General features: G+C 61.4%; 26 protein-coding genes, 2 tRNA genes and 3 pseudogenes. 15 read left to right on the forward strand and 16 right to left on the reverse strand.

The features are described 5' to 3' along the window. Position 1 precedes the first annotated feature (1 nt). The gene (locus HX881_RS16085) at positions 2–226 is read right to left on the reverse strand and encodes a DUF6555 family protein (RefSeq protein ID WP_017123752.1); all 225 of its coding nucleotides are present in this window, start codon (positions 224–226) and stop codon (positions 2–4) included. A 267-nt stretch (positions 227–493) separates the two neighbouring features. Between HX881_RS16085 and HX881_RS33225 the strand changes: the two are divergent. Together HX881_RS33225 and HX881_RS33230 are read left to right on the forward strand one after the other, a co-directional pair. Next, positions 494–1,180: pseudogene (locus HX881_RS33225) on the forward strand (PAS domain-containing protein); the annotation flags it as partial. Positions 1,181–1,288: 108 nt separating this feature from the next. Next, positions 1,289–1,720: pseudogene (locus tag HX881_RS33230) on the forward strand (methyl-accepting chemotaxis protein); the annotation flags it as partial. Between the two features lie 94 nt (positions 1,721–1,814). Here the strand turns inward: HX881_RS33230 and HX881_RS16095 are convergent. The 3 genes from HX881_RS16095 to HX881_RS16105 all read right to left on the reverse strand — a co-directional run bounded on the left by HX881_RS16095 (position 1,815) and on the right by HX881_RS16105 (position 3,029). Beyond that, complete coding sequence (locus HX881_RS16095; protein WP_017123750.1) at positions 1,815–2,297, reverse strand: RidA family protein; 483 nt, start codon at positions 2,295–2,297, stop codon at positions 1,815–1,817. A 76-nt stretch (positions 2,298–2,373) separates the two neighbouring features. Then, positions 2,374–2,688, reverse strand: a complete 315-nt coding sequence (locus HX881_RS16100) for a helix-turn-helix domain-containing protein (RefSeq protein ID WP_017123749.1) — start codon at positions 2,686–2,688, stop codon at positions 2,374–2,376. Further along, the gene (locus tag HX881_RS16105; protein WP_177085445.1) at positions 2,685–3,029 is read right to left on the reverse strand and encodes a toxin; all 345 of its coding nucleotides are present in this window, start codon (positions 3,027–3,029) and stop codon (positions 2,685–2,687) included. Before HX881_RS16105 ends, HX881_RS16100 begins: the two co-directional genes overlap by 4 nt. A gap of 168 nt (positions 3,030–3,197) precedes the next feature. Between HX881_RS16105 and HX881_RS16110 the strand changes: the two genes are divergently transcribed. Continuing rightward, positions 3,198–4,085 carry a Dyp-type peroxidase gene (locus HX881_RS16110; RefSeq protein ID WP_017123747.1) on the forward strand — a complete coding sequence of 296 codons (888 nt, stop codon included), beginning with the start codon at positions 3,198–3,200 and terminating at the stop codon, positions 4,083–4,085. Positions 4,086–4,336: 251 nt separating this feature from the next. After that, positions 4,337–4,795 (forward strand): hypothetical protein, encoded by a 459-nt coding sequence (locus HX881_RS16115; RefSeq protein ID WP_017123746.1) that lies wholly within the window; start codon positions 4,337–4,339, stop codon positions 4,793–4,795. A gap of 36 nt (positions 4,796–4,831) precedes the next feature. Here the strand turns inward: HX881_RS16115 and HX881_RS16120 are convergent, their stop codons facing one another. Continuing rightward, on the reverse strand, positions 4,832–5,554 hold the full coding sequence (locus HX881_RS16120) for a purine nucleoside phosphorylase YfiH/LACC1 family protein (protein ID WP_017123745.1): 723 nt from the start codon (positions 5,552–5,554) through the stop codon (positions 4,832–4,834). Positions 5,555–5,697: 143 nt separating this feature from the next. Between HX881_RS16120 and ddlA the strand changes: the two genes are divergently transcribed. Together ddlA and HX881_RS16130 are read left to right on the forward strand one after the other, a co-directional pair. Continuing rightward, entirely contained in the window at positions 5,698–6,792 is a 1,095-nt protein-coding gene (gene ddlA / locus HX881_RS16125; RefSeq protein ID WP_042934434.1) for a D-alanine--D-alanine ligase, read from the forward strand. A gap of 73 nt (positions 6,793–6,865) precedes the next feature. Further along, complete coding sequence (locus tag HX881_RS16130; RefSeq protein WP_042934430.1) at positions 6,866–7,906, forward strand: DMT family transporter; 1,041 nt, start codon at positions 6,866–6,868, stop codon at positions 7,904–7,906. A 32-nt stretch (positions 7,907–7,938) separates the two neighbouring features. On the opposite strand, the gene HX881_RS16135 is transcribed toward HX881_RS16130, so the two are convergent. Further along, entirely contained in the window at positions 7,939–8,331 is a 393-nt protein-coding gene (locus HX881_RS16135) for a tautomerase family protein (protein WP_177085447.1), read from the reverse strand. Positions 8,332–8,558: 227 nt separating this feature from the next. Between HX881_RS16135 and HX881_RS16140 the strand changes: the two genes are divergently transcribed. The 4 genes from HX881_RS16140 to HX881_RS16155 all read left to right on the forward strand — a co-directional run bounded on the left by HX881_RS16140 (position 8,559) and on the right by HX881_RS16155 (position 12,521). Then, positions 8,559–9,554, forward strand: coding sequence for an aldo/keto reductase (locus HX881_RS16140; protein WP_042934433.1), 996 nt, complete (start codon positions 8,559–8,561; stop codon positions 9,552–9,554). Positions 9,555–9,631: 77 nt separating this feature from the next. Beyond that, the gene (locus HX881_RS16145) at positions 9,632–10,231 is read left to right on the forward strand and encodes a TetR/AcrR family transcriptional regulator (protein ID WP_177085449.1); all 600 of its coding nucleotides are present in this window, start codon (positions 9,632–9,634) and stop codon (positions 10,229–10,231) included. Positions 10,232–10,370: 139 nt separating this feature from the next. Continuing rightward, positions 10,371–11,579: an MFS transporter gene (locus HX881_RS16150; protein WP_177085450.1), complete on the forward strand. Its 1,209-nt coding sequence runs from the start codon at positions 10,371–10,373 to the stop codon at positions 11,577–11,579. Between the two features lie 33 nt (positions 11,580–11,612). Continuing rightward, the gene (locus tag HX881_RS16155) at positions 11,613–12,521 is read left to right on the forward strand and encodes a LysR family transcriptional regulator (protein ID WP_177085452.1); all 909 of its coding nucleotides are present in this window, start codon (positions 11,613–11,615) and stop codon (positions 12,519–12,521) included. Between the two features lie 338 nt (positions 12,522–12,859). Here the strand turns inward: HX881_RS16155 and HX881_RS16160 are convergent. Further along, positions 12,860–12,936 (reverse strand) — tRNA-Met (locus HX881_RS16160). A 115-nt stretch (positions 12,937–13,051) separates the two neighbouring features. Next, on the reverse strand, positions 13,052–15,109 hold the full coding sequence (locus HX881_RS16165) for a methyl-accepting chemotaxis protein (RefSeq protein ID WP_042934436.1): 2,058 nt from the start codon (positions 15,107–15,109) through the stop codon (positions 13,052–13,054). Positions 15,110–15,445: 336 nt separating this feature from the next. Here HX881_RS16165 and HX881_RS16170 point away from each other — a divergent pair, with 336 nt between their 5' ends. Further along, positions 15,446–16,663: an MFS transporter gene (locus HX881_RS16170; protein WP_017123781.1), complete on the forward strand. Its 1,218-nt coding sequence runs from the start codon at positions 15,446–15,448 to the stop codon at positions 16,661–16,663. 223 nt (positions 16,664–16,886) lie between these two features. Here the strand turns inward: HX881_RS16170 and HX881_RS33055 are convergent, their stop codons facing one another. Beyond that, positions 16,887–17,111 (reverse strand): hypothetical protein, encoded by a 225-nt coding sequence (locus HX881_RS33055; protein ID WP_244861929.1) that lies wholly within the window; start codon positions 17,109–17,111, stop codon positions 16,887–16,889. Between HX881_RS33055 and HX881_RS33235 the strand changes: the two are divergent. Continuing rightward, positions 17,112–17,999: pseudogene (locus HX881_RS33235) on the forward strand (cache domain-containing protein); the annotation flags it as partial. 87 nt (positions 18,000–18,086) lie between these two features. Beyond that, positions 18,087–18,854: a methyl-accepting chemotaxis protein gene (locus tag HX881_RS33240; RefSeq protein WP_425503515.1), complete on the forward strand. Its 768-nt coding sequence runs from the start codon at positions 18,087–18,089 to the stop codon at positions 18,852–18,854. Between the two features lie 27 nt (positions 18,855–18,881). Here the strand turns inward: HX881_RS33240 and HX881_RS16180 are convergent, their stop codons facing one another. Next, positions 18,882–20,216, reverse strand: a complete 1,335-nt coding sequence (locus HX881_RS16180) for a Fic family protein (protein WP_177085862.1) — start codon at positions 20,214–20,216, stop codon at positions 18,882–18,884. Positions 20,217–20,378: 162 nt separating this feature from the next. On the opposite strand from HX881_RS16180, the gene HX881_RS16185 reads away from it, so the two are divergent. Further along, positions 20,379–20,813: a DUF3592 domain-containing protein gene (locus tag HX881_RS16185; protein ID WP_017123779.1), complete on the forward strand. Its 435-nt coding sequence runs from the start codon at positions 20,379–20,381 to the stop codon at positions 20,811–20,813. Between the two features lie 4 nt (positions 20,814–20,817). Further along, positions 20,818–21,405, forward strand: coding sequence for a hypothetical protein (locus HX881_RS16190; RefSeq protein ID WP_177085457.1), 588 nt, complete (start codon positions 20,818–20,820; stop codon positions 21,403–21,405). A gap of 76 nt (positions 21,406–21,481) precedes the next feature. On the opposite strand, the gene ychF is transcribed toward HX881_RS16190, so the two are convergent. The 6 genes from ychF to ispE form a co-directional block, all read right to left on the reverse strand. Beyond that, positions 21,482–22,582 carry a redox-regulated ATPase YchF gene (gene ychF, locus HX881_RS16195; RefSeq protein ID WP_017123777.1) on the reverse strand — a complete coding sequence of 367 codons (1,101 nt, stop codon included), beginning with the start codon at positions 22,580–22,582 and terminating at the stop codon, positions 21,482–21,484. Between the two features lie 23 nt (positions 22,583–22,605). Further along, entirely contained in the window at positions 22,606–23,190 is a 585-nt protein-coding gene (pth, locus tag HX881_RS16200) for an aminoacyl-tRNA hydrolase (RefSeq protein ID WP_017123776.1), read from the reverse strand. A gap of 171 nt (positions 23,191–23,361) precedes the next feature. Then, positions 23,362–23,958, reverse strand: a complete 597-nt coding sequence (locus HX881_RS16205) for a 50S ribosomal protein L25/general stress protein Ctc (RefSeq protein WP_017123775.1) — start codon at positions 23,956–23,958, stop codon at positions 23,362–23,364. 137 nt (positions 23,959–24,095) lie between these two features. Next, positions 24,096–25,037 (reverse strand): ribose-phosphate pyrophosphokinase, encoded by a 942-nt coding sequence (locus HX881_RS16210; protein ID WP_003171603.1) that lies wholly within the window; start codon positions 25,035–25,037, stop codon positions 24,096–24,098. Between the two features lie 46 nt (positions 25,038–25,083). Then, a tRNA-Gln gene (locus tag HX881_RS16215) sits at positions 25,084–25,158 on the reverse strand. 35 nt (positions 25,159–25,193) lie between these two features. Beyond that, complete coding sequence (ispE, locus tag HX881_RS16220) at positions 25,194–26,045, reverse strand: 4-(cytidine 5'-diphospho)-2-C-methyl-D-erythritol kinase (protein ID WP_177085458.1); 852 nt, start codon at positions 26,043–26,045, stop codon at positions 25,194–25,196.

The following is a 26,045-nucleotide window of genomic DNA, read 5'->3' on the forward strand; positions in this document are numbered from 1 at the left end:
TTCAGGCCTGGCGCCAGCTCACCGCCTCAATACCGAATTTCTCGGCCATGGGCTTGCTGGTCTTTTTCACCCGTTCGCGACCGAACTTGCCGATGCGGCCGACGCCGGCATCGCAGCTTGCCCAATGCCAGGCTTCGGCATTATCCATGTGCTCGGAGCGAATGATGAAGGACTTGGGACTGCCGTGAAGGGTGTAGTCGATAACGAAAAGTTTTGCCGTACTCATGGATCTGAAACTCCTCCCTGTTGTTGTAGAGGTGATCCCCGGGCAGCGGAAAAATTCCGTCGAACAGCCAGACGGTTGGCTGTAACAAATAACTCGGAAATGTCCTTCAGAAAATATATCGGTAGCCGATGCCAATGGCAGATCGCCGCATTTCCCTTTTGCCCATCGGTGCCCACCATGTTCAACAAACGCTTGAAGCAGGAGCTGTCGGCTCTTCGCGAAGAACTGTCCAGCCTCCAGCAAGTCAAGGAAAGCCTTGAACTGGAGATGCTGGTGCTCAATCTGGACCCCGATGGCCGTATCGAGTCAGTCAACCAGAATTTCATCCAGGAAATGCTCTACCAGAGCAGCGCCCTGGTGGGTCGTCATATCGACGAATTCGTCCCTGCCTACCTGAAGAACTCGGATTTTCACCAGCGCTTCAAGAACGCCCTGACCCGTGGCGAGCACTTCAGCGGCGCGGTACGCCTGCTGCGGGGCAACGGCCAGGAGGCCTGGCTGCGTTCGATCGTGCAGCCGGTGCGCAACTCCGATGGCCGCATCAAGCATTTTTCGATCTACTCCAACGATCTGACCCGGACCATCGAGAGTTCCCGCGAGCACGAGAACCTGATCGGCGCGCTGTTGCGTTCCACGGCGGTGATCGAGTTCAACCTGGCCGGCGAGGTATTGACCGCCAATGATCGTTTCCTCGATGGCATGGGCTATAGCCTGGCGCAGATCAAGGGCAAGCATCACCGTATCTTCTGCGATGCGGCGGAAGCCGGCAGCGCGGACTACCAGGCATTCTGGAAGCGCCTGAACGCCGGTGAGTTCATCGCCGGGCGTTTCAAGCGTGTGGACAGCCATGGTCGCGTGGTCTGGCTGGAGGCTTCCTATAACCCTGTCCTCGATGCCAACGAGCGCCTCTACAAGGTGGTGAAGTTCGCCACCGTGATCACCGAGCAGGTGAATCAGGAGCAGGCCGTGGCCGAGGCGGCGAACATCGCCTACAGCACCTCGCTGCAAACCGATGCCAGTGCCCAGCGCGGTACCACCGTGGTGACCCAGGCGGTCGAAGTGATGCGCGACCTGGCCCAGCACATGCAGCATGCCGGTGACGGGATCGAGGCGCTCAATGCCCAGTCCCAGGTGATTGGCACCATCGTCAAGACCATCAGCGGCATTGCCGAACAGACCAACCTGCTGGCGCTGAACGCGGCCATCGAAGCGGCACGCGCCGGTGAGCAGGGGCGCGGTTTCGCGGTGGTGGCCGACGAGGTCCGGCAACTGGCTTCGCGCACCAGCCAGGCGACCGATGAGATCGTCCTGGTGGTACGCCAGAACCAGGACATGGCGCGCGATGCGGTGTCGCTGATGAGCAGCGGCAAGACCCAGGCCGAGGAAGGCCTGGCGCTGGCGGCTGAGGCGGGGACGGTGATCGTCGAGATCCAGGACGGTGCGCAGCGCGTGGTCAGTGCGGTCGGGCAGTTCGCCAACCAGTTGAGCACCTGACGCGACTTTTGCGCACCGGTGCGGGTTTGCCGGTGGTCCAGGCGACGCGGGTTGATCAGACTGCGCGTCGCGGCCATCGCCAGCAAGCCGGCTCCTACGGTTTGAGCGCCACCACCACGTCGACTTCGACCGAAGCATTCTTCGGCAGCTGGAACACACCCACCGATGTACGGGTGTGCACCCCGGCCTCGCCGAACACCGTGTAGAGCACTTCCGAGGCGCCATCGGCGACTTCGCTCTGTTGCGTGAAGTCCGAAGCGCTTTGCACATACACGTTGATGCGCAACACCTTCTTGATCCGTCCCAGGTCGCCTTCGAGCATCTGCCGCAGAATCGCCAGCGCGCGCATGGTGCTGATCTGCGCCCCGTGCCGGGCCTGTTCCAGGGTGGTTTCGGCGCCGACGCGACCGGTCACCATCACGGTATTGTCGACACGCGGGATCTGCCCGCTGACATAGATTTCGAGATCGTTCTGCACCGCCGGTACGTAATTGCCGCCGATCTTCATTTCACCATCGAAGTTGTAGCCAAGCTGCTGGGCAATATGGGCGAACTGTTCGTTTCTGGACTGCGGCATCGTTCTCTTCCTGATAATTGAGGGCGCTGGAGATCGGGGGCCTGCCATTCAGGCCGGGTCCCGGCAGTGCATCAAATCACACGGCTCTCAGACGCTCAATCATGTCGGGAAAGCGCTCCACGAGTTTGATCAGCAGCGCTGCCTGAGCGTTGGGCCGGGATTTGGCTTGCTCCCAGTTCTTGAGCGTATCGGGACTGGTTCGAATCCGGTGGGCAAAAACCGGTTGTGACATGTGCAGCTTTTCTCGCAAAGCGACAATTTCCTGCGCTGTGACGACTGGGGGCGGTAGCTCTTCCAGCTCACAGTGACGAAGGGTGATTTTACCTTCGCGATGTTCGGCCATTTCTGTGACGCCTTGCATCAGTTCGGCAAACAGATCGCGCTTTTTCATGTTTTACCTCGTCGCTTCAATTCGGCATCAATCGCCGTTTTCAGCATGTTTTCCTGGTGTGGTGTCAGGTTTTCCAGCTCGCCTTTGTCATAGATAGCGAACATCCAGAACTGGCCACACTCCAGCAGCCAGTAATAGATGATCCGCAAGCCACCACGCTTGCCCTTGCCTCTTCGAACATCGGGCCAGCGTATTTTGCGAAAACCTCCTGTGCGAGGCATGACATCTCCTGCATGAGGATTGGCCTGCATCTCGAGTTGGAGTTGTCGATATTCGTCATCGGTAAGGTAATGACTCACCGTGGCAGTGAACTGTGATGTTTCGAAGAATACGGATTTCATGATGAAAAACATAGGTGATTTGCCTATGTTTTATGAAGCGGGCGTTTTCTCGCAAAAGCTGGCGTATTTCTCGGTTTTTTGTAGGAGGGATCATCACCCTATCACTGGCTCCCTGCAGCACTCGCGTCGCAACACAGGTAAACTCCCGCCTTTCACAAAGGAGTTCCCATGAGTCACTACCAGCCCGGCATCCTCGCCAAGCCTGTGCCCTTGCAGGCACGCCACCTGTTTTTCGCCCTGGAATCGGCCGAAGCATTGCCGGCAGCACTCGACAATCTTTCCCGGCTGGTGGATGGGAAAAACGCCGTGGTCGGCTTCGGCGAGTCGCTGGTGCAGGCGCTGGGTGCCCGGGTGGAAGGCCTGCGGGTATTCCCGGCCATCAGTGGCGCGGGTGTGGATAACCCGTCGACCCAGCACTCGCTGTGGTGCTGGTTGCATGGTGACGACCGTGGCGAGTTGCTGCACCGCAGTCGCGAACTGGAAGCCGCCCTGGCGCCGGCGTTGAGGCTGGTGCAGATGACCGAAGCCTTCCGCTACAAGACCGGCCATGACCTGACCGGCTACGAAGACGGCACCGAGAACCCGGTAGACCAGGCTGCCGTCGAGGCGGGTATCGCCGCGGGTGATGTCGCCGGCCTGCACGGTGGCAGTTTTGCCGCGATCCAGCAGTGGCAGCACGACCTGGACGGTTTTGCCGCCATGCCGTCCCATGAGCAGGACAACATCATGGGGCGCCGCAAGAGCGATAACGAAGAGCTGGACGACGCGCCGGAATCGGCCCACGTCAAGCGCACGGCCCAGGAAAGCTTCGCCCCGGAGGCGTTTGTCGTGCGCCGTTCCATGCCCTGGTCGAACGAGCAGGGCGCCGGCCTGATGTTCCTGGCGTTCGGTTGCAGCTTCGATGCCTTCGAGGCCCAACTGCGGCGCATGAGCGGGCTGGATGACGGCATCGCCGATGCCCTCTATCGCTTCAGCCGGCCGATCACCGGCGGTTACTACTGGTGCCCGCCATTGAAGGACGGTCACCTGGACCTGAGTGCGCTACTGGCCGGCTAAACGAAAACATTTCCAGTTCTGCGGAAAAAACGCCCGATGTCCTGCATCGGGCGTTTTTTTCATGACAGAAACTAAACTCAAGACGTAGCACTCACGCAGCTGCATCCCGTTGGTGGCGCACTCGCACCCTTGGCCCGCCGGCAGGGCTGCGTAGGCGGCCGCGGCAAAAGCAGGCGGTATTCCTCCAGGCGCCGGTTTGCCCTTGTCCAAGGGTGAGACTCGGGCTCTAAAAGGGCCGGGGAGTGTCTGTCATGATCTCTGTTCGTTACTGCCGGCTCACGGTGCTGGCCGGTATCCTGTTGGCCGTGACCATTGCGAGGGTGCTGGCTGCGCCCGTCGTCAACGAACCGATTAACATGGAGGCGGTGCAACTGGCGCCGCAACAGCAAAATGGCGTGGAGTACCTGACGGGGGGGATTGGCCTGGACGAGTCCCAGGCGTTGATCCAGACCCGCGGCTACAACCTGCATATCGTTTCCTCCACCGGGCCCAAGGACGAGTACCTGCCCGATGTGAACATCACCATCAACAAGGCCGGCGGTGAGCCGGTGTTGAGCCTGATTCAGGTCGGGCCGATGGTCTACGTCAAGCTGCCGGCGGGCAAATACCAGATTGTCAGCAGCCGTGAAGGGCACGAGAACCGGCAAAGTATCGTGGTCGACGGCAAGGGTACGCAGACGGTGAATGTCCACTGGAATGATGGCTACTGATTCCAGGGCACATAAATCGGGGGGCTGCGGGCAGGCTCAGATCCGTTGGATCCAGGAGTACTGGAAGGCCTTTTTCTCGTCCGCCTCGTGGGTTCGGCGGCGGTAGCTGCCAAACGCCGGTGACGAGCAATAGGTACAGACCGGACTGACTTCGACCTGTGCGTCCGTGATGCCTGCTGCGCGTAGGAGCAGCAGTGCATAGGCCTGCAGGTCGAACCAGTAGCTGCCCGATTGTCTCGCCGCGGGAGGTGCGATGGCGGGCGATGAAAGCGGTGTCGGCTGCTCGCGCGTCCAGGGGGCGACAGCGGTTTGCCAGAGATGCCCCTGGGCCGCCTGCAACTCATTCACGAACTGCTCGCTGACTTCATAACAGCACGGCTTGATCGACGGGCCGATGGCGATGCGCAGCGTCTGCCGGGGAATCTCCAGCGCCTCGAAGCGCGCGATGGCATTGCCGATGATGCCACCCTGCAGGCCTTTCCAGCCGCCATGGAGCGCCGCCACCAGCGAACCGTCCGTGGCGGCCACCAGCAACGGCAGGCAATCGGCGGTGATCACCGCGATCGGTCGTTCGCCGTCGGTGTATACCGCATCGCCTTGCAGCGATCCGGCCGGCAGATTGTCCGGCGCCTCGATCAGCGTCGCGCTGTGAATCTGCTTGCAGGTGAACACCTCGGCGGGCAGGCCGTCGTTGCCCAGGGTCAGGAAAGCGTGGCGGATACCGGCGATCTGACTGAGGTTGCTGGCGTATTCACTCACTATGGCTGCTCCATCCATCGCTCGAATCGCCAGCAGCATACCCGGATTGATGATTTTGGGGATGCGCAATCGGTGCCTTGCGCATAGGCTGCGCACAGAGGGAGATGGCTCCCGGAAACACACTTTGGACACGAGGCCGGATGATGGGCAAGTTGCGAGTCGGGATTATTTTCGGTGGGCTGGGCGCGGAGCATGAGGTGTCGCTGCAATCGGCAAAAAATGTGGTCGACGCGCTGGATCGCGAGCGCTTCGAACCGATCCTGATCGGTATCGACAAGCAGGGCGGCTGGCATCTCAACGACAGCTCCAACTACCTGCTCAACGCGCAGAACCCGGCGCTGATTGCCCTCAACCAATCCAATCGGGAACTGGCGGTGGTGCCGGGCAAGGCCGGCGGACAACTGGTCGAGACCGGCAGCCAGGCCCTGCTGGAACAGGTCGATGTGATCTTCCCGATTGTCCACGGCACCCTCGGTGAAGACGGCTGCCTGCAAGGCCTGTTGCGCATGGCGGACCTGCCCTTTGTCGGCTCCGACGTACTCGGTTCTGCGGTGTGCATGGACAAGGATGTCAGCAAGCGCCTGCTGCGCGATGCCGGCCTGGCGGTGACCCCGTTTATCACGGTGAACCGGGTCACGGCCGCGCGGCTGGATTTCGAGAAGGCGCAGGCGACGCTGGGCCTGCCGATGTTCGTCAAGCCGGCGAACCAGGGTTCCTCGGTGGGTGTGAGCAAGGTCGAGACCGCCAGCGAATACCAGGAGGCGCTGGCACTGGCCCTGGGTTTCGATGAGAAGGTCCTGGTCGAGTCGGCGGTCAGCGGCCGGGAAATCGAGTGCGCGATCCTGGGTAACGATCAGCCGGTGGCCAGCGGCTGCGGCGAGATCGTCGTACGCAGCGGTTTCTATTCCTATGACAGCAAATACATCGACGCCCAGGCCGCCGAAGTGGTGGTGCCGGCGGCGATCAGCGAGGAGGCCAGCGAGCGGATCCGCGCGCGGGCGATCGAGGCGTTCCAGGTGCTCGGCTGTTCCGGGCTGGCGCGTGTCGACGTGTTCCTGACCGACAGCGGCGAAGTGCTGATCAACGAGGTCAACTCGCTGCCGGGGTTCACCCGCATCAGCATGTACCCCAAGTTGTGGCAGGCGGCGGGAATGAGCTACAGCGAGCTGGTCAGCCGATTGATCGAGCTGGCGCTGGAGCGCCACGAGGCACGGCGCGGATTGAAGAACAGTCGCTGAACGGTGCGACGATTCGATTGATCAGGTGCCGCCGGCGCCATGATTATCCCCATTACGACAAAGGTCCTTTCCGATGAAACCGAGCATGCTCTACGCATTGGCCGCTGCCGCCCTGTTCGGCGCCAGTACTCCGCTCGCCAAGTGGCTGGGAGTGGGCATGTCCCCCGTCCTGCTGGCGGGACTCTTGTACCTCGGCAGCGGCCTCGGCCTGGCCGTTGTCCGTGTTGTCCGGGATCGCGGCTGGCAGAAGAGCGGGCTGACCCGCGGGGAGTGGCCATGGTTGATCAGCGCCATTGCCTTTGGCGGCGTGCTGGGGCCGGTGGCGTTGATGTTCGGCCTGGGCCATACCAGCGGGGCGACCGCTTCCCTGATGCTCAACCTGGAGTCGGTGCTCACTGCCGTGCTGGCCTGGGTCGTGTTCAGGGAGAACGCGGACCGGCGGATCGTGATCGGCATGATCGCCATTGTCTCGGGTAGCCTGGTCCTGTCATGGCCGCAGCAGGCCGCGACCGTCCAGGACTGGACGGGACCGCTGGCGGTGGCGTTCGCCTGTCTGTGCTGGGCCATCGACAATAACCTGACCCGTAAAGTCTCGGCCTCGGATGCGCTGTTTATCGCCGGGCTCAAGGGCCTGGCGGCGGGCGGCGTCAACTGTGCCCTGGCCCTGGTCATCGGGGCGCAGTTGCCGGCGTTGCCGGTACTGGCGCCGACCCTGCTGCTGGGCTTTCTCGGCTATGGTGTCAGTCTGGTGCTGTTTGTGCTGGCATTGCGTGGGCTCGGCAGTGCCCGCACCGGGGCGTACTTTTCCACGGCGCCGTTTCTGGGGGCGCTGATCGCCATCGTGCTGTTGGGCGAGTCGGTGTCGCTGCTGTTCTGGATTGCGGCGCTGCTGATGGCCGTGGGCGTCTGGATCCACCTGATGGAGAACCATGTCCACGAGCATCAGCACGATCCGCTCCAGCACAGCCATCGTCATGTGCATGACGAGCACCACCAGCACACCCATGACTTTGCGTGGGAGGCCGGGGAGCCCCACAGTCATGCCCATGAACATGCGCCGATCCGCCACAGCCATGCGCATTTCCCGGATATCCACCACCGGCACAGCCACTGAGAGAAGCACGCGCCCGTGGCGGGCGCGTCAGCTTATTCCGTCGGCGCGTATTGCATCTCGCCGTTGCCAAACGACCAGTCCTCGCGTTTCACGTCGACCAGGCTGATCCACACGTCCTCCTTGCGCAGTCCGGTCCTGGCGTGAATGCCCACGGCGATCGCCTTGTAAAAGGCCTTCTTGACCTCGATCGTGCGGCCGGCATTCCAGGTCACCTGGATAAAGACGATGTTCGGCGTGTAGGTCACGCCGAGATAGCCGGCCGCGGGATAGACCAGTTCATCGCCGGCATGGCGATTGATGATCTGGAATTTGTCGTGCTCGGGGACATTGGCGGTCTGCAGCATGGCCTGGTAGACCACATCGCTGATGGCCGCAACGGTTTCAGGGGTGGTGTCGGCAGCAACATCGATTCTGACTAACGGCATGGTTCGATCCTTTTCGCGTAGGTAAGGGAGCGCCCGGCATTCAAGGGCGCGCACCCGGAAACCAGGCCGGGGTTTTGCTCATCAAGCGTCTTGCGAAACCCCGGACCCGGTTTCTGCATAATAGATGTTAATTAACATTTATTGAATAGATGTTTTTCATCATGTATTGTTCGAGGCGAATACCTGATCAGCAGATCCTGACCATCCATGTGAAGCCGGAGTTTTTCATGAGTCTCAAAGACAAGATCATCGGCCAGTTGGGCTTTGGCACCGCGCCGCTGGGCAACATGTTTCGCGCGATCAGCGAGGAGGAAGCCGCGGCCACCGTCGAAGCCGCCTGGAGCCATGGCATCCGCTTTTTCGACACCGCGCCGCTGTACGGCGCCGGCCTGTCCGAAAGCCGCCTCGGCAGTGCCCTGGCCCACTACGCACGCGACGAGTACACCCTGAGCACAAAGGTGGGGCGGCCGATCTCCGACGAAGTCCATGACGCGTCCCGTTCGGGGCCGTTCAGCCTGGGCAATCCCAACAAGATGCTCACGGACTATTCCGCGGATGCGACCCTGCGTTCGATCGAGGGCAGCCTGCAACGGCTCGGCACTGATCGCCTGGATATCGTGTTTGTCCACGATGTCGCGCAGGACGCCCATGGCGACCAATGGATCGAGCACTTCAATATTGCCCGCACGGGGGCATTCCGCGTACTCGCCAGCCTCAAGGAACAAGGCGTCATCAAGGCCTGGGGACTGGGTGTGAACCGTGTCGAACCCTGTGAACTGACCCTGGATCTCGACGAGTTCCGTCCGGACGGTTTCCTGCTGGCCGGTCGTTATACCCTGCTCGATCACGAACAGCCTCTGCAGCGGCTGTTTGCCAAGGCCAGCGCCAAAGGCGCCGAGTTCATCAGCGGCGGCCCCTACAGTTCGGGCGTGCTGGTGGGCGGTACGCACTTCGAGTATCAGCCGGCGTCTGCCGAGATGCTGGAGAAGGTCCGGCGCATCCATGAGCTCGCTCGACAGTACGACGTCGACATCAAGGCGGCGGCGTTGCAGTTCGTATTGGCCAACCCGTTGGTGGCCGCGGTCATTCCCGGGGCCAGCCGCCCTTCGCGGATTGCCGAGGATGCGCGGGCCATCGAAGCCGTGATCGCGCCGCAGTTCTGGCAGGCGATGAAGGCACAAGGCTTTATTTGCGCGAATGCACCCACGCCTGCCGAAAAGTGAGTCGAGAGGGGAGAGGTCGTAGCGGCCTCTCTCTTTTCTGAATCATGAAGGTGGACATCGATTTCAGAGAGGTCGCCATGCCCAGAGTTTCCCGTGCCCAGTCCGAGCTCAATCGGGTCAAGATCACGCAGACGGCGACGCGGTTGTTCCGCGAGCGCGGTTTCCAGAGTGTCAGCCTGTCTGAAGTGATGCATGAATCAGGGCTGACCCATGGCGGTTTCTATGGTCACTTCGCTTCGAAGGAGGCCTTGGCCAATGAGGCCTGTGCCCAGGCATTCGAGCAGTCGGTCAATGGCTGGCGCGAGAAGATGGCCGCGCACCCGCAAAGGCACCAGGCCCGCCAGAGCCTGATCGACCACTACCTGGCGGACAGCAAGCTAGAACAGCATCAGGACACTTGTCCGGTGGTCGCGTTCTCCGCGGAGATGGCCCATGAAGATTCGCGGTCCGCGGTTCACCAGACCTTTCTGCGCGGGCTGGAGGCGCTGATCTCGACTTACGCCGCTGCGGTCGAGGGGGATGGCTCCGCCGAAAGCGAAGCCGCCGGCCGGCAAACCGCGTTGGTGGAATACGCGCTGATGGTCGGAGCGATGACCATGGCCCGGGCCGCCGGCGAGGCGCCCCTGTCGGCGGAAGTGCTCGCCGCGGTGAGGGCGTTTCTGCGCAAGGCGTCGTGATCACGGCTGGTCGACCTGGCTGCCGGAGGCACTCAGCCATGCATGTTCGGCATAGGTGATATCACCGCCAGCTCTCTACTCCCACGCCTGGCTTGTCTTTACTCTCGCTCGTCCCCTTCTTCGCTTTTGTGAGAAAGCCATGAGCGCCATTCCACAAGCAACAGGCATGACCCGGGGCAGGGTGATGCTGTTCGCGTTCTGCTGCGGCGCCATCGTCGCCAACATCTACTACACGCAACCGATCATCGACCTGATCGCCCCGGATGTCGGCTTGACTGCGACCCTGGCCAGCCTGATCGTGTCCCTGACCCAGATCGGCTACGCCCTGGGTCTGTTCTTCCTGGTGCCGCTGGGCGACCTGCTGGAAAATCGCCGCCTGATGATCGTCACCAACCTGGTGGCCATCGTCAGCCTGCTGGGGGCGGCATTCACCGAGCAGCCGAACCTGTTCCTGCTGGTGTCGTTGCTGATCGGTTTCAGTTCGGTTGCCGTGCAGATCCTGATCCCGCTGGCGGCGCACCTGGCGCCTGCCGAGTCCCGCGGTCGTGTGCTCGGCAGCATCATGAGCGGCCTGCTGCTGGGCATCCTGCTGGCGCGGCCGGTGTCCAGCGTGGTGGCCGACCACTTCGGCTGGCGCGCGATGTTCATGGCGGCCGCGGTGCTGATGATGGTTATCAGCCTGGTGCTGTGGCTGACCATCGCCAGGCGCCAACCGGATCACTCGGCCAGCTATGGCCAGTTGCTGTGTTCCCTAGGCACGCTGCTGCGTCGGCAGCCGGTGCTGCGCCAGCGCGCGTTCTATCACGGCTGCATGTTTGCCACCTTCAGTCTGTTCTGGACCGCCGTGCCGCTGGAGCTGATCCGCAACCATGGCCTGAGCCAGACCCAGATCGCGATTTTTGCCCTGGTCGGCGCCATCGGCGCGGTGGCCGCTCCCATCGCCGGACGGCTGGCGGATGCGGGCCACACGCACAGGGCTTCGCTGCTGGCGATGATTTTTGCCGCGCTGAGTTTCCTTCCGGCCCTGGTACATCCGTTGTACAGCGTGATCGGCCTGGCGGTGAGCGGTGTGGTCCTGGATTTCTGCGTGCAGATGAACATGGTCCTCGGCCAACGGGCGATCTACGCCCTCGATGCCAACAGTCGCGGCCGGTTGAACGCGTTGTACATGACCAGCATTTTCGTCGGCGGCGCCTTTGGTTCGGCGATCGCCAGCAGCGTGTACGAACGCGGCGGCTGGCTGGGGGTGATGCTGGTGGGCAGCGCACTGCCGCTGGTGGCATTGTTGCGGTTCTTGCGTGTGCCCAGGCAGACCGCCGGGATTACACTCGATAGCCAGGCCCCTTGAGGCCGTTCGCCCGGCAAACCCAAAGGACTCCCGATGGACCGTCTCACCGCCATGGAAACCTTCGTCCACGTCGTGGAAACCGGCTCGTTCTCGGCGGCTGCCAGACGCCTGGGCATCGGTCAGCCCGCGGTGTCGAAAAGTGTTGCGCAACTGGAGGCCCACCTGAACGTGCGCCTGGTATTGCGCTCCACCCGGGGCCTGACCCCCACTGAGGCGGGCCTGGCATTCTACGAACAGGCCAGGCACGCCATCGACCATGCCAACGAAGCCGAGGATGCCGCCCGCGGTGTCGGCGCGGGCCTGTCGGGCAACCTGCGCGTCAGCGCCGGCGTGACCTTTGCCCGGATGTACATCATTCCCCATCTCGGCCCTTTTCTTGAGCGACACCCGGGCCTGAATGTCGACGTCGTACTCGACGACCGCATTCTCAACCTGATGGAAGCCGGCATCGACGTGGCCCTGCGTATCGGCAACGGCAAACTGGGCGACTCCGCTCTCACCGCTCGCCGGATCGGCCAAAGCCCCAGCCGGGTGTTCGGCACTCCCGCTTATTTCGAGCGTTTCGGCGAGCCGAAAACACCCTTGGACATCCTGCGCCACCAGGCCGTGATCTATAGCCTGGGGGAAAGCACGCAATGGACCTTCACCCAGGGCGGGCGACAACAACCCATCCTCGCCCAAGGGCGCCTGCGGGTCAGTTCCTCGGAAGGCATACGCGCCGGTGTCCTCGCCCATCACGGCCTGGCGATGACCGCCGAATGGATGTTCATGCCGGAGTTGGCCACGGGCGAGATCAAGGCGGTGCTGAACGACTGGCAACTGCCGCCCCGAGAGTTATGGGCGGTGACACCGACGGGAAGAATGGCCAGTGCCAAGGCGCGGGCATTTATCGCGCACATGGAGGGTGTTCTGAACGATCTGCCTTCGACAGTGCAGTCCTGAGCAGAGGGCAGTGGTTCCGATGCCGATCGGCCTGGCCGGAAAACTCCCCATCCCTGTGGGAGCTGGCTGGCCAGCGAAGGCGTCTGGACGGGCGTAACAGGACCCAAGGGCCTCATCGCCGGCAAGCCAGCTCCCACAAGGTCTGTATTTCAGGCTGAATTGATCGTCATCAGGCACCGGCCTTGTCTCATGCCTGCCCGGCGATTCGTCAATGGCTATCGTCTTGCTGGCCGCTGCCAATCACGGGCGAAAACAAAAGCCTTTGTTGCGGGCCGCTTCGGTACTTTTCTCGAGGCATAAAAAAACGGCCTACCTTGCGGTAAGCCGTTTTTAGTACTTGGTGGCTACACAGGGACTTGAACCCCGGACCCCAGCATTATGAATGCTATGCTCTAACCAACTGAGCTATGTAGCCAAGTGGCGCGCATTATTCGCTTGGAACGATCTTGTGTCAAGCAAATATCTGAAAATTTTCTCTACGCTATCAAAAGCTTAAGGCCCGACGGCGGAATCCGAGGGCCTTGGCCGTTTCAACTCAGGCGGAATCGCCCGGTATTGTCGCTCAGGGCCCTGCTGCCTTCGCTCAGGGTGTCCGCCGCGCGGTTCACCGCGCGAGCCCCTTCGAGCAGCCGGACCGCCGCCTGGTCGACCTGCTGGATATTGCCGCTGACCTCGTCCGCGGTGCTCGCCTGTTCATCCACCGCCGTGGCGATCTGCGCCAGGGTATCGGTCACGCTCTGCACCGCGCTGGCGATTTCCACCAGGCGCTCGCCCAGCCCGGTCACCGATTGCGCGTCGGTTTCCGCCTGGCCGCAGGCCGCTTCCATCAGTGCCACCGCTTGGCTGACGGTGGCGCGCAGGCTGTCGACGGTGCTGGCGATCTGCGCGGTGGAACTCTGGGTGCGCTGCGACAGGCTGCGTACTTCGTCCGCCACCACGGCAAAGCCGCGGCCCTGTTCACCGGCCCGTGCCGCTTCGATGGCGGCGTTGAGGGCGAGCAGGTTGGTCTGTTCGGCGACCCCCCGAATGGTGTCGACCACCGATTGAATCTGCTGGCCCTGCTCGCTGACCCGGCCCAGCGCGGCAGCGGTTTCGTTCAGGCGCTGGTTGAGCTGCTGGATGCTGGCGGTGGTGCGCTGGCTGTCGCGGCTGCTGTCCGAGGCAATGCGCTGGGTGTTCTGGGCACTGCCGGAGGCCTGTTCGCAGCTCTGCGCGACCCCCAGGGACGTGGCCGCCAGTTGCGTGGCCGCCGCGGCGATCTGGCTGATCTGTTGCTGCTGCGCCTCGACCTCGTTGAGGGCGCCGCTGGAATGGTTGTTGAGCGTGCGTACGGCGTCGCTCAACTGCAGGGTCTCGTGGTCCACGCCCTGCAGGCTGGTGCGCAGTTGCACCACGGCGACGTTCAGCGCGGTGCTGATGGCCGCCAGTTCGTCGCGGCCTTCCACCGGTACTTGCAGGCACAGGTTGCCGTCACGCAGGGATTCGGCCAGCAGGGTGATGCCGCTGGCGCTGCGCCGGATCGAAGCCTGCAGGCAGATGAACAGGTACAGCGCCGCCAGCAGCAGGCAGCCGAAGATCACCGCGACCAGGGTGAACTGGCGGATGGCCTGGGCGTGGTAGTAGTCCAGGCGGCTGTCGAGGGTGGTCAGGGAGTCCTGGCGCAAGCCGGCCAACTGGTCGAGCAAGGTGTCGAGGGTTTTCTCGAAACCTTCGGGCTTGAGGGTGATGCTGCCGCCGAACATGCCGTCGTCCAGCGCCTTGAGGCCCTCGTCCAGGTGATTCAGGCTTTCCCGGTAACGTCCGGCCCAGTTCTGCAGTTCCGCCGGCAGGCGGGTTTCCAGTTGCGCGCCGGTCTTGGTCAACTGGTCGCGGGCATCACCGATGCGGCTGCGCAGGTCCTTGAGTTGCAGGCGGCTCTGCAGGCTGAACTGGCCCGACACCACCGAGGCCTGGCCGACGCTGGCGAGACGGCCGACACGTTCGATCAGGTCGGGAGCGTGCTGGGTGGAAATCTGCGTCAGCAGGTAGGTTTCCATCCAGGGCGCGAGGATCAGTCGGCTGTCCATAGCGATCTGTTCCCGCAGGCCTTGCAGGGCACTGAGGGCGGAGGTGAAGCGGTCATAGCCGTCCGGCCACCAGCCGACCTTGCTCAGGCTGCCCGAGTCGAGGCCTTCGAGCGTGGCTTGCAGGACCTGGTAACGCTTCATGGTCTCGCCGTTGGCGCCTTCGTTTTGCAGGGCCTGGCCCAGTTGCTCGATAGCCTGCTTGACCTCGGGCTGGGCCTTGTCGAGCACGGCCATGGCGGCGAGGGTGGCGGGTGTCGGTTGGCGGTTGGTTTCCGTGGCGCGCCAGCGCGCGGCGCGGTCGCGTTGGGCGGCCAGCAGGCTGTCGAGGGAGTCCAGGGCCAGCAATTGGCGGACACCGGCACGTTCCTCGGAGATCAGCGCCAGTTTGCTGCGGTAATCCTGGCCGATCATGTACAGGCTACCCATCAGCGGCACGATGAACAGCAGGAACAGCACCTGAAATTTACGGGCGAAACCGAATCGCCCCAACAGTCGCATCCCTGGTGATAAAAAAGCGTGCATGCCTGACCACTCCTCAAGGCATCCAGCACTGTTTGAGTGCGGTCATGACGGGTTGGTCATGACGGATGCCATCGTTAAAGACCTCGGAAGAGTCGCCAGTGAGGGCGTTGTTGGCCGGCCGCTGTAGCGAAACTTCCCATTCTCGGGCCCCTTTGTAAGGGGCCGCGCTGTAGGAGCTAAGGTAGGCAAGATTCAGACCAGTAGCAAAGAGCTATCAGGCATTTCTTTGCACTTGGATGGATCGTTAGCTCATCAAGCATCTGGTATTGCCGCACTAAAAAATGGCACATTGACGCACCTGCAATCATGCACCCATCCGTGTGACGGAATTCCCTCATGGCTCTCACTGAAACGTCCGCTGGCGCGACCGTCGCATCGACGACACCGCAATCCAGCCCCCTGGTGATGCGCATCATCGGCGCGGTAGCGCTGGCGCACCTGATCAACGATCTGATCCAGTCGGTCCTGCCGTCGATCTACCCGATGCTCAAGGCCAACTACGGGCTGACCTTTACCCAGGTCGGGCTGATCACCCTGACCTTCCAGGTCACCGCGTCGCTGTTGCAGCCATGGGTGGGTTTCTACACCGACCGCCATCCGAAACCGCTGCTGTTACCGGCAGGCATGATCTGCACCCTGATCGGCATCCTGATGTTGTCCCAGGTCGGCAGTTTCCCGCTGATCCTGCTGGCCTCTGCCCTGATCGGCGTGGGCTCCTCGACGTTCCACCCGGAAGCCTCGCGCGTGGCGCGGCTGGCCTCGGGTGGTCGTTACGGCCTGGCGCAGTCGAGTTTTCAGGTGGGCGGTAACGCCGGCTCGGCCTTTGGTCCGCTGCTGGCGGCGGCAATCATCATTCCGTTCGGCCAGGGTCATGTCGCCTGGTTCGGGTTGTTCGCCTTGTTCGCCCTGGGCGTGCTCTACGGCATCAGCCGCTGGTATCGCGCGCACCTGAACCTGTTCAAGCTCAAGCAGGGCCAGAAGGCCACCCACGGGCTGTCGAAGAATCGCGTGCTGGGGGCGTTGGTGGTGCTCGGCCTGCTGGTGTTCTCCAAGTACTTCTACATGGCCAGTTTCACCAGCTACTTCACCTTCTACCTGATCGAGAAATTCCAGCTGTCGGTGGCCAGCTCGCAGCTGCACCTGTTCCTGTTTCTCGGCGCGGTGGCGGCGGGGACCTTTGCCGGTGGACCGATCGGCGACAAGATCGGGCGCAAGGCGGTGATCTGGTTCTCGATCCTCGGTGTGGCGCCATTCACCCTGATGTTGCCCTATGTGGACCTGTTCTGGACCACGGTACTCAGCGTGGTGATCGGCTTCATCCTGGCGTCGGCCTTCTCGGCCATCGTGGTGTTTGCCCAGGAGCTGGTACCGGGCAATGTCGGCATGATCGCCGGGGTGTTCTTCGGCCTGATGTTCGGTTTCGGCGGTATCGGCGCGGCGCTGCTGGGGCACCTGGCGGATATCCACGGTATCGAGTACGTGTACACGATGTGCTCGTTCCTGCCGTTGTTCGGGGTGTTGGCGGTGTTGTTGCCGAAGACGAAAAAGGCCTGAGACTTCAGGAGCAGGTTCGATCCCTCCCGGCTCAGATCAGCGCGGTAGCCCGCTGATTCGAGCTGATGCGGGAAGCCGCTCGGCAAAGCGGTAGCGGCTGAAGCGAGGTCGAACGCTCGTTGATATTTTTGTATACAAAAATATGGCGAACATGCCTCTTGCCAAATCGATCCTGGCGTGGTGGCAAATCGCTATTTGTCCGTGTAGTCTGGCCATTCGCAGCTCATTTCTTCGAATGGCGATCGCTACAATGAAAATAAAAAACAAGCTTGTCCTGGCCTTTGTCCTGGTCGCCTTCATCCCGGTAAGCCTTGTGGCAGTGATATCGGTGCTGAATATACGAGCTCAGGCGGTCGATCAGTTCATCGATGGCAGTACCCGCGAAATACGCCAGATCGACGGCAACATTCGACAGTTTTTCGACGGCACTCAGCAAAATGTCGATCAAATGGCGACCGATTCTGTATACACATCGGTGAGCAGTCTAAAACACTACGAGGCTGCCGATGCGGCCAGCAAGCCGTTGCCGGCAGAAGCCCGCCAGGTCATCGATAGATTCGCCCGTTATGGCGCGACCCACCCGGCCGCGGCCATCCTCTCCATCGGCCTGGAAGACGGCAGCTACGCGAAATGGCCGGATGACCCGCAACTGTCGAGCTACGATCCGCGTACGCGTCCCTGGTACAAGGCCGCCATGGCCAGCCCCGGCAAGGCGGTACGAACTCCCGCCTATTACTATGACAAGGACGCCGTGGCGCTGGTCGGCAGTGCCAGGGCAATGCTGGATGACACGGGCAAGGCCAAGGGGGTCTTCGTCGTCAGTGTTTCGCTGAAAAACCTCACCGAGCTGGTCAAGAGCATCAAGCTCGGTGAAAGCGGCTACGTGATGCTGATCGAGGATGGCACCGTGCTGGTCGATCCGCGTGACGTCGGCCACAGCTTCAAGCCGCTCAAGGACCTGGGCGAGCCCTACGCCAAACTGGCCGCTACGCCGCAAGGCTCCACCGAAGTGCAAATCGACGGGGTCCGCTACATGGCCAATATCTGGACCTCGCCCGGCCTGGGCTGGCGCTATGTCGGTCTGATCAGGTACGACGAAGTCATGGGCACGGCCACGCACATGACCTACGTGACAGGGGGAATCGTGGTCGTGCTGGTGCTGCTCTTCGCGCTGCTTGCCGCGGCGTTCGCCAGGCTCATCGTCAAGCCGATCGGCCAGGTCAGCACCGGCTTGCAATCGATCGCCGAGGGCGAGGGCGATCTGCGCCGTGATCTCGAGGTGCAGGGCAGGGATGAAACCGCTGAGCTGGCAGGCTGGTTCAACAAGTTTCTCGCGGCGATACGCCAGCTGATCCAGCGGATTGGCGCGGCATCCACCAATCTGCAGGACGCCTCGCGGGTCAACAGCGAGGTGGCCAGCAACATGAACCAGGCGGCCGGTCGCCAGCGTGAAGCGGTGGAACTGGTGTCCACGGCCTTCAACGAAATGGTCGCGACCGCCAACGAGGTCGCGCGTTCCTGTAGCGCGGCCGCCGACTCCGCCGAGAGCGGGCACCACCGGGTGGCCGAGGGCAAGCAGCAGATCGAGCTGACCACCCAGAACGTCGGTCGCCTGGGGCGTCGCCTGACCGAGTCTTCCCAGGCCATGGTCGAGCTGGAGGAGGGCAGTCGCAACATCAACCAGATCCTCGGCACCATCCGTGCTATCGCCGAGCAGACCAACCTGCTGGCGCTGAACGCGGCGATCGAAGCGGCCAGGGCGGGTGACCAGGGGCGCGGTTTTGCCGTGGTCGCGGATGAGGTGAGGGCCCTGGCCAAGCGCACGTCCGACTCCACCGGGGAAATCGACCAGTTGCTCAACGCCCTCGGCAGCAAGACCCAGGAAGTGTCGCAGAAGATGGAAAGCTGCCTGGACCTGTCGCGGGCCAGTGTGTCCTCGATCGAGAGTGCACGGGACAGCTTTGAAGGCATCCAGTTGTCGGTCAATGAAATCAGGGACCAGAACCTGCAGATCTCGGCGGCGGCGGAAGAGCAGCACAGCGTGGCCGAAGAGATCAATCGGCATATCCGGCAGATCTACGATGAGGCGCAACTGGTGGAAAGCCTGGCCAACTCCGCGCAGAAAGACTCGGGCCGGCTTTCGCACCTTTCGGATGAACTGAGCGGGTTGGTAGGGCGTTTCAGGTCTTAGGAAGAAGAGTGGTGCCGGCCGGCTCCATCACAAAGGACGGCCGGCGTCGATCCAGCTCTCGGTCTGTTTCATCGTCAATCTGTAGCGGGCGCAGTTGAACACCCCCAGCACCTTGAGCTCGTCCATCAGCAAGGGGCGTAACAACTGCGCCTGATCGGCGCCCAGCGACAAGTCGGCCATCGCCTCTTCGCAGGTCTTGCGGTCACGCACGATGGCGCCGATGGCCTCGTTCAGGGCCTCCCTGAATTGCACGCGAACCGGGTCGGGTCTGCCCATCGCCTCCAGGGTCACTTCGTACTTCCTGATCGAACGGCGATAGGCCCATTCGAAAAGGTCCGCGGCCAACGACACATCCAGATGTTCATAGATGCCCATCATGGCGTGCGCATAATCCCTTACATCCATATCCAGAAAGGACAACGGTGCGCTGTTGTACAGCATCAGGGGGATGTTGGCGGCCAGTCGGCTCGTGCGTTTGTTGCCGTCATCGAAAGGTTGCAGATAGGCCAGGTTGACCCACAGGAAGAAGGCGGACTCAACCGGGTTCTTGATCTGCCGGGCTTTCTCCAGAATGCATTCGAGCATTTCGCCCAGCAGGGAAGGAACCTGGCTGGGCAGGTAGGTCGTATCGCTGATATTGACGACTTTCTGGCGAATGGTGCCCAAACCGCTGGGGTCGGCCAACAGGTCCTGCATCAGCAGCGCATGCAGGTTCTGGATCACTGGCGTGGTCAGGCCATAGCTGGGGACGGCATCGACCATGAACTCGATGGCTGCCTTGTGGTTGAGCAGCATCACTGCATCCAGATCGCCGCCGGTGACTCCGCTCTTGAACAACTCCTCGGTGGCGAGCAACGAGTAACGGTTGCCTTCCAGGCGCGAGGAGGACCAGGACAGGTCGATAAGCAGTGGCTCCAGCACCTTGCGTGCATAGGTGCCCGCAGGTTGTTGGCCGCGCATGCGCCCTTCTTCCATCAGGGTTGTGGCGAGCGAGGTTGGCAGCAGCGAGGACTGGTTGGGAATGTAGTTTTCCACGAAGGTGCGTTGGTAGGTCACGGCGTGGCGCATGGCCAGCGGCTGTTCCAGGCGCCTGCGCAACGACAGGCTTTGAGCCGACCATACAGGGCCTGTACTGACTGGGGCGGGCTGGGATTCCCAGGTATCGACAAGCCTGTAACGTGTCGAACGTGTTCGACCTTCCTGAATCACGTGGCCGGAATTGACCAGTGCTTCAAGGTGTCGTTTTACTGTGGCCAAACTTGCGGAAACGTTGCTCTTCAGCTCGGTCGAGCTGGCCCAGGGTTGACCATTCCGAGCTCGCTGAGCCAGTGCGGCCAGAAGATGATCAGACGTATTGGCCATGACATTTTCCCTATTACGGCTCATTTACAGCTCAATATAGCCGGATACGGCTCATTATAGTCACTTATGGCTCATTTCAGCCTATTACAGCTCATTTTCCTGCCCTGGTTGTTTCTTGCTATCCTGATCGCCCTCTTTCATGGACGAATATAGAGACAGGCCATGGCTAACCAGACCCCGTCACGCCTCGGGAAGATACTCCAGGGGCTGCTTTTTGCCCTGATTGGCATCGGCCTGTTGGGCATTGCCGTCAACCTCACGCTTGATCGACGCGAATTCCTCGCTCGCGCGCAGACCGCCGATGGCGTCGTCAGCCACTTGAATGCCGGCGGTTCGCATCCCGAGATTGCCTTCACCACCCGCAGCGGTGAACAGATTTCCTACCCCCAGGGCGGCTTTATCTTCGGTTATCAGAAGGATCAGCCGGTACGGGTCCATTACCTGCCCGAGCAGCCGGCCGTCAGCGCCATCGTCGATGACCTGGCCGCACTGTGGGCCACTCCCGGCGTACTGGGGCTTATCGGTCTGGTGTTCTTCATTGCCGGTCTGGCAAGGGGCATCGGTCGCGGTGCGGTTCATTCACTCAAAGGACTATGAACGTATGAGCTACAACATCCCTATCCCGGTCAATGAAAGTCACTGGCAGTACCAGACTGCCAGCGGAGGCGGTTTGAGTGTGGCTTTGCTGGCGGGCAGTGGCGGGTCGATCATCTTGCGTTCGCCCCAGGGCGAGAACGTCAGCTACCGCTACGGCGGTGTCGGGGTAGGTGTCGGATTTGGCGCGCGGTTGCCGCGTTTCGGCAAGATCAATATCCAGGTCAAGGGCAAGAGCGTGGGCGGGGTCGGTGCGGCGGAGGCCTTTCCCAGTACCGGCAAGGTGTTTGTCAGCGACGCCCTGGTCAGTCGTGACCTGACCGGCGACGACATCACCGGGCCTTGCCTGTATACCGAAGTGGGCCTGGGACTGGTGGTCGGCGGTTCAGCCACGGCCCTGTTGTTCGGCCTTGATCCCAAGCTGCTGGCGTTGGCGGCGGCAGTCAGCTCCAATCCGGCGACCTCGGTCATTGCCTCCGCCACGGTCAACCGGCAGTTATTGCAGTCGGCCCGGGGCGCGGTGGTCATGGCGGGCATGAACGCGGGTGTGCAGGCCGGTGGCGCTGCCGCGATCTACATGGGGTACCTGTTCTAGCCACGCCTGGCGGGTCGATACCACGCACCCATGAAAAAGCCGCGAATCAACGCGGCTTTTTTGTTTCCGGCAACGCTTACACGTTGAAACGGAAGTGCATCACGTCACCGTCCTTGACGATGTAGTCCTTGCCTTCCAGGCGCCATTTGCCGGCTTCCTTGGTCCCGGCTTCGCCCTTGTACTGGATGAAGTCGTTGTAGGCGATCACTTCGGCGCGGATAAAGCCTTTTTCGAAGTCGGTGTGGATCACGCCGGCTGCCTGTGGGGCAGTGGCGCCGACCTTGACGGTCCAGGCCCGGACTTCTTCGACACCGGCGGTGAAATAGGTCTGCAGGTGAAGCATTTCGTAACCGGCACGGATCACGCGGTTCAGGCCAGGTTCTTCAAGGCCCAGGGCCTCGAGGAACATGTCTTTCTCTTCACCGTCGTCGAGTTCGGCGATTTCCGCTTCGATCTTGTTGCACACCGGGACCACGACCGCGCCTTCTTCCTCGGCGATGGCCTTGACCACATCCAGGTGCGGGTTGTTCTCGAAGCCGTCTTCAGCCACGTTGGCGATGTACATCACCGGCTTGGTGGTCAGCAGGTGGAAGCCCTTGATCACCGCCTTTTCGTCGGTGCCCATGTTCTTCATCAGGCTGCGCGCCGGCTTGCCTTCGGTGAAGTGGGCGATCAGCTGTTCCAGCAGGCCCTTCTGCACCACGGCGTCCTTGTCGCCGCCCTTGGCGTTGCGCGCGACTTTCTGCAGTTGCTTCTCGCAGCTGTCGAGGTCGGCGAAGATCAGTTCCAGGTCGATGATCTCGATGTCGCGTTTCGGGTCGACGCTGTTGGAGACGTGAATCACGTTCTCGTCTTCGAAGCAGCGGACCACGTGGGCGATGGCATCGGTTTCACGGATGTTGGCCAGGAACTTGTTGCCCAGGCCTTCACCTTTCGACGCACCGGCCACCAGGCCCGCGATATCGACGAATTCCATGGTGGTCGGCAGGATGCGCTTGGGATTGACGATCTCGGCCAGGGCCTGCAGGCGTGGATCGGGCATCGGCACGATGCCGCTGTTCGGCTCGATGGTGCAGAAGGGGAAGTTCTCCGCCGCGATGCCGGATTTGGTCAGGGCGTTGAACAGGGTGGATTTGCCGACGTTGGGAAGGCCGACGATGCCGCAGTTGAATCCCATGGTGTTTCCCCTAGGAGTTAGAGTCAGGCCTTCTGGGTGTGCAGGTTTTTCATCGCGCGGTTCCATTCACCGGCGAGGATATCCGGCAGCACGCCGAGGGCAAAGTCGATGCTGGCATCGAGTTTTTCCTGTTCGGCGCGTGGCGCACGACCCAGGACGAAGTTTGAAACCATACTTGCAACGCCTGGGTGGCCAATGCCGAGTCGCAGGCGGTGAAAGGTATTCTGGTTGCCGAGCTGCGCGATGATGTCCCGCAGACCGTTGTGACCGCCATGGCCGCCGCCTTGCTTGAGCTTGGCAACGCCGGGTGGCAGGTCGAGTTCGTCATGCGCCACCAGGATTTCTTCGGGCGTGATGCGGAAGAATCCAGCCAATGCCGAGACGGCCTGGCCGCTACGGTTCATGTAGGTGGTGGGAATCAGCAGGCGAACATCCTGACCCTGGTGACTGAAGCGCCCGGTCAGGCCGAAATATTTGCGGTCGGCGACGAGATTGATGCCTTGTGCCGAGGCTACGCGTTCAACAAAAAGGGCCCCCGCGTTATGCCGGGTCTGTTCGTATTCGGTGCCTGGATTTCCCAGGCCAACGATCAGTTTGATGGCAGTCACGACAGGGGCCCTTCTGTGGAGTGGTGGATAACATCGCCGCAATGCTTGGGGACGGCGAAAAAAGTGGACGAAAAAAGCTCATTTACCATGACGTAAACTTCGCATTCTCGCCCGCTTTCTCGCTACGTTCCAGTCCGCGATGTTTCCAGTCACTCCGGCGTCAGAGTGAAATTACTCTGCAGCGCCTTCTGCTTCTGGAGCAACACGTGGAGCGTGAACGTTGGCAACAGCCTTGTCGTCACCGTGTGCCAGAGCAACAAACTCAACGCCTTTAGGAGCCTTGAGGTCGGACAGGTGAATGATCGAACCGACTTCGGCGTCAGCCAGGTCGACTTCGATGAACTCAGGCAGGTCCTTGGCTTCGCAGGAAACCTCGATCTCGTTGACAACGTGGGAGATCTCGCCGCCTTTCTTCACTGGAGCAGCTTCGTTGATGAAGTGCACAGGAACAACAGCGGTCAGTTTCTTGCCAGCGACAACGCGAACGAAGTCGGCGTGCATGATGAACTGCTTGGCCGGGTGACGCTGCATCGCTTTAACGATCACGTCTTGCTTGACGCCGCCGATGTTCAGTTGGATGACGTGGCTGAAAGCAGCCTCGTCTTCGAACAGCTTGGCAACTTCTTTAGCCAGCATCATGATGGACTCAGGAGCCTTGTCGCCACCGTAGACAACGGCAGGAACCTGGCTGGCGAGACGACGCAGGCGGCGGCTCGCACCTTTCCCCAGGTCGGTACGCGCTTCGGCGTTCAGGATGAAATCAGTCATTTTGTATCTCCAAAATAGCCATGTCCGGGTGACGCCTGCGACCGACGTCAAAGCGGCATGGGCAAAAAAGCCCCGCCCCAACATGAGTGTTGGGGCGGGGCGCTTTACGTCAACGAGGTGTCTGCCGGGCAGGGCCCTTAGCGGAACATCGCGCTGATCGATTCTTCGTTGCTGATGCGGCGAACCGCTTCGGCGACTACCGGTGCGATATCCAGTTGGCGGATACGCGCACAGGCTTGTGCGGCGGCGGACAGCGGGATGGTGTTGGTCACCACCAGCTCGTCCAGCACGGAATTTTCAATGTTCTCGATCGCCCGACCCGACAGCACAGGGTGTGTGCAGTAGGCAAAGACCTTGGCAGCGCCATGTTCCTTGAGGGCTTTCGCCGCGTGGCACAGGGTGCCGGCGGTGTCGACCATGTCATCGACGAGAATGCAGGTGCGGCCTTCGACGTCACCGATGATGTGCATCACTTCGGAGTGGTTGGCCTTCTCACGACGTTTGTCGATGATGCCAAGATCCACGCCCAGCGACTTGGCGACAGCCCGTGCACGCACGACGCCACCAATGTCCGGAGACACGATCATCAGGTTTTCGAAGCGTTGGTCTTCGATGTCATCCACCAGAACGGGGGAGCCGTAGATGTTATCTACCGGAATATCGAAGAAACCCTGGATCTGGTCAGCGTGCAGGTCAACCGTGAGAACACGGTCGATGCCTACCACGGTGAGCATGTCAGCCACGACTTTCGCGCTGATAGCCACGCGTGCGGAACGCGGACGGCGATCCTGACGGGCGTAACCAAAGTAAGGGATCACCGCAGTGATTCGAGTCGCTGAGGAACGGCGGAAGGCATCAGCCATCACGACGAGTTCCATCAGGTTATCGTTGGTCGGAGCGCAGGTCGGCTGAATAATGAAGACGTCTTTACCGCGGACGTTTTCATTGATCTCAGCGGTAATCTCGCCGTCGGAAAACTTGCCGACAGAGATGTCACCGAGAGGGATATGCAGCTGACGTACGACACGTCGAGCCAGATCGGGGTTAGCGTTCCCCGTAAAGACCATCATCTTGGACACGCGCAGTACCTAGAGGCTGAGGGTAACCTGGATGAGTATTAGAAAATGGCAGGGGCGGCTGGATTCGAACCAACGCATGGCAGGATCAAAACCTGCTGCCTTACCGCTTGGCGACGCCCCTGTATCTGTTGCAACGAGTACCCAGTACCCGAATTCCTAGAGCAGACTTTGCAACTTGCGATGCAACATCGAGATGTTGCTTCCCTTTGCCACAAACCCTGTGTGGGTCTCTGTAAGAAGGGCCGAGACTTTATCAGCTTCAGCTTTGCTTGGGAAGGCCCCAAACACACAACTTCCAGTTCCGGTTAATTTTGCTTCGGTAAATTTACCTAGCAAATTCAAGGCGTTACGTACTTCTGGATAACGTCTTGCGACAACCGGCAAGCAGTCATTTCGACTGTTTCCCTTGGGAACGGGGCGCACTTTAATGGGCGCGGAGTCACGTGTCAACAGCGGATCGGAAAAAATTTCTGCTGTACTTACAGATACTTGCGGAACAAGCACAACGTACCACGGTTCTTCGGGGTCCACCGGGGTGAGTTTTTCCCCCACGCCTTCGGCAAAAGCCGCGTGGCCGCGGACGAAAACCGGGACGTCGGCACCCAGGGTCAGGCCCAGGGTGGCCAGGCGATCTTCATCCCAGGCCAGTTGCCAGAGGTGGTTCAGGGCGAGCAGGGTGGTCGCGGCATTCGAGCTGCCGCCACCGATACCGCCGCCCATGGGCAGGATCTTGTCGATCCAGATGTCCATGCCGAGGGCGCAGCCGGATTGTTCCTGGAGTTTTTTCGCCGCGCGCACGATCAGGTTGCTGTCGTGGGGCACACCGTCGAATTCGGTGTGCAGGCGGATCACGCCGTCGTCGCGCACGGCGAAACTCAGTTCATCGCCGTAATCGAGAAACTGGAACAGCGTCTGCAGCTCGTGATAACCGTCGGCGCGGCGACCGATGATGTGCAGCATCAGGTTCAGCTTGGCGGGGGCGGGCAGGGTCAAGCGGCTGGCCGGCAT

Source organism: Pseudomonas gingeri (assembly GCF_013386115.1).
Lineage (GTDB): Bacteria > Pseudomonadota > Gammaproteobacteria > Pseudomonadales > Pseudomonadaceae > Aquipseudomonas > Aquipseudomonas gingeri.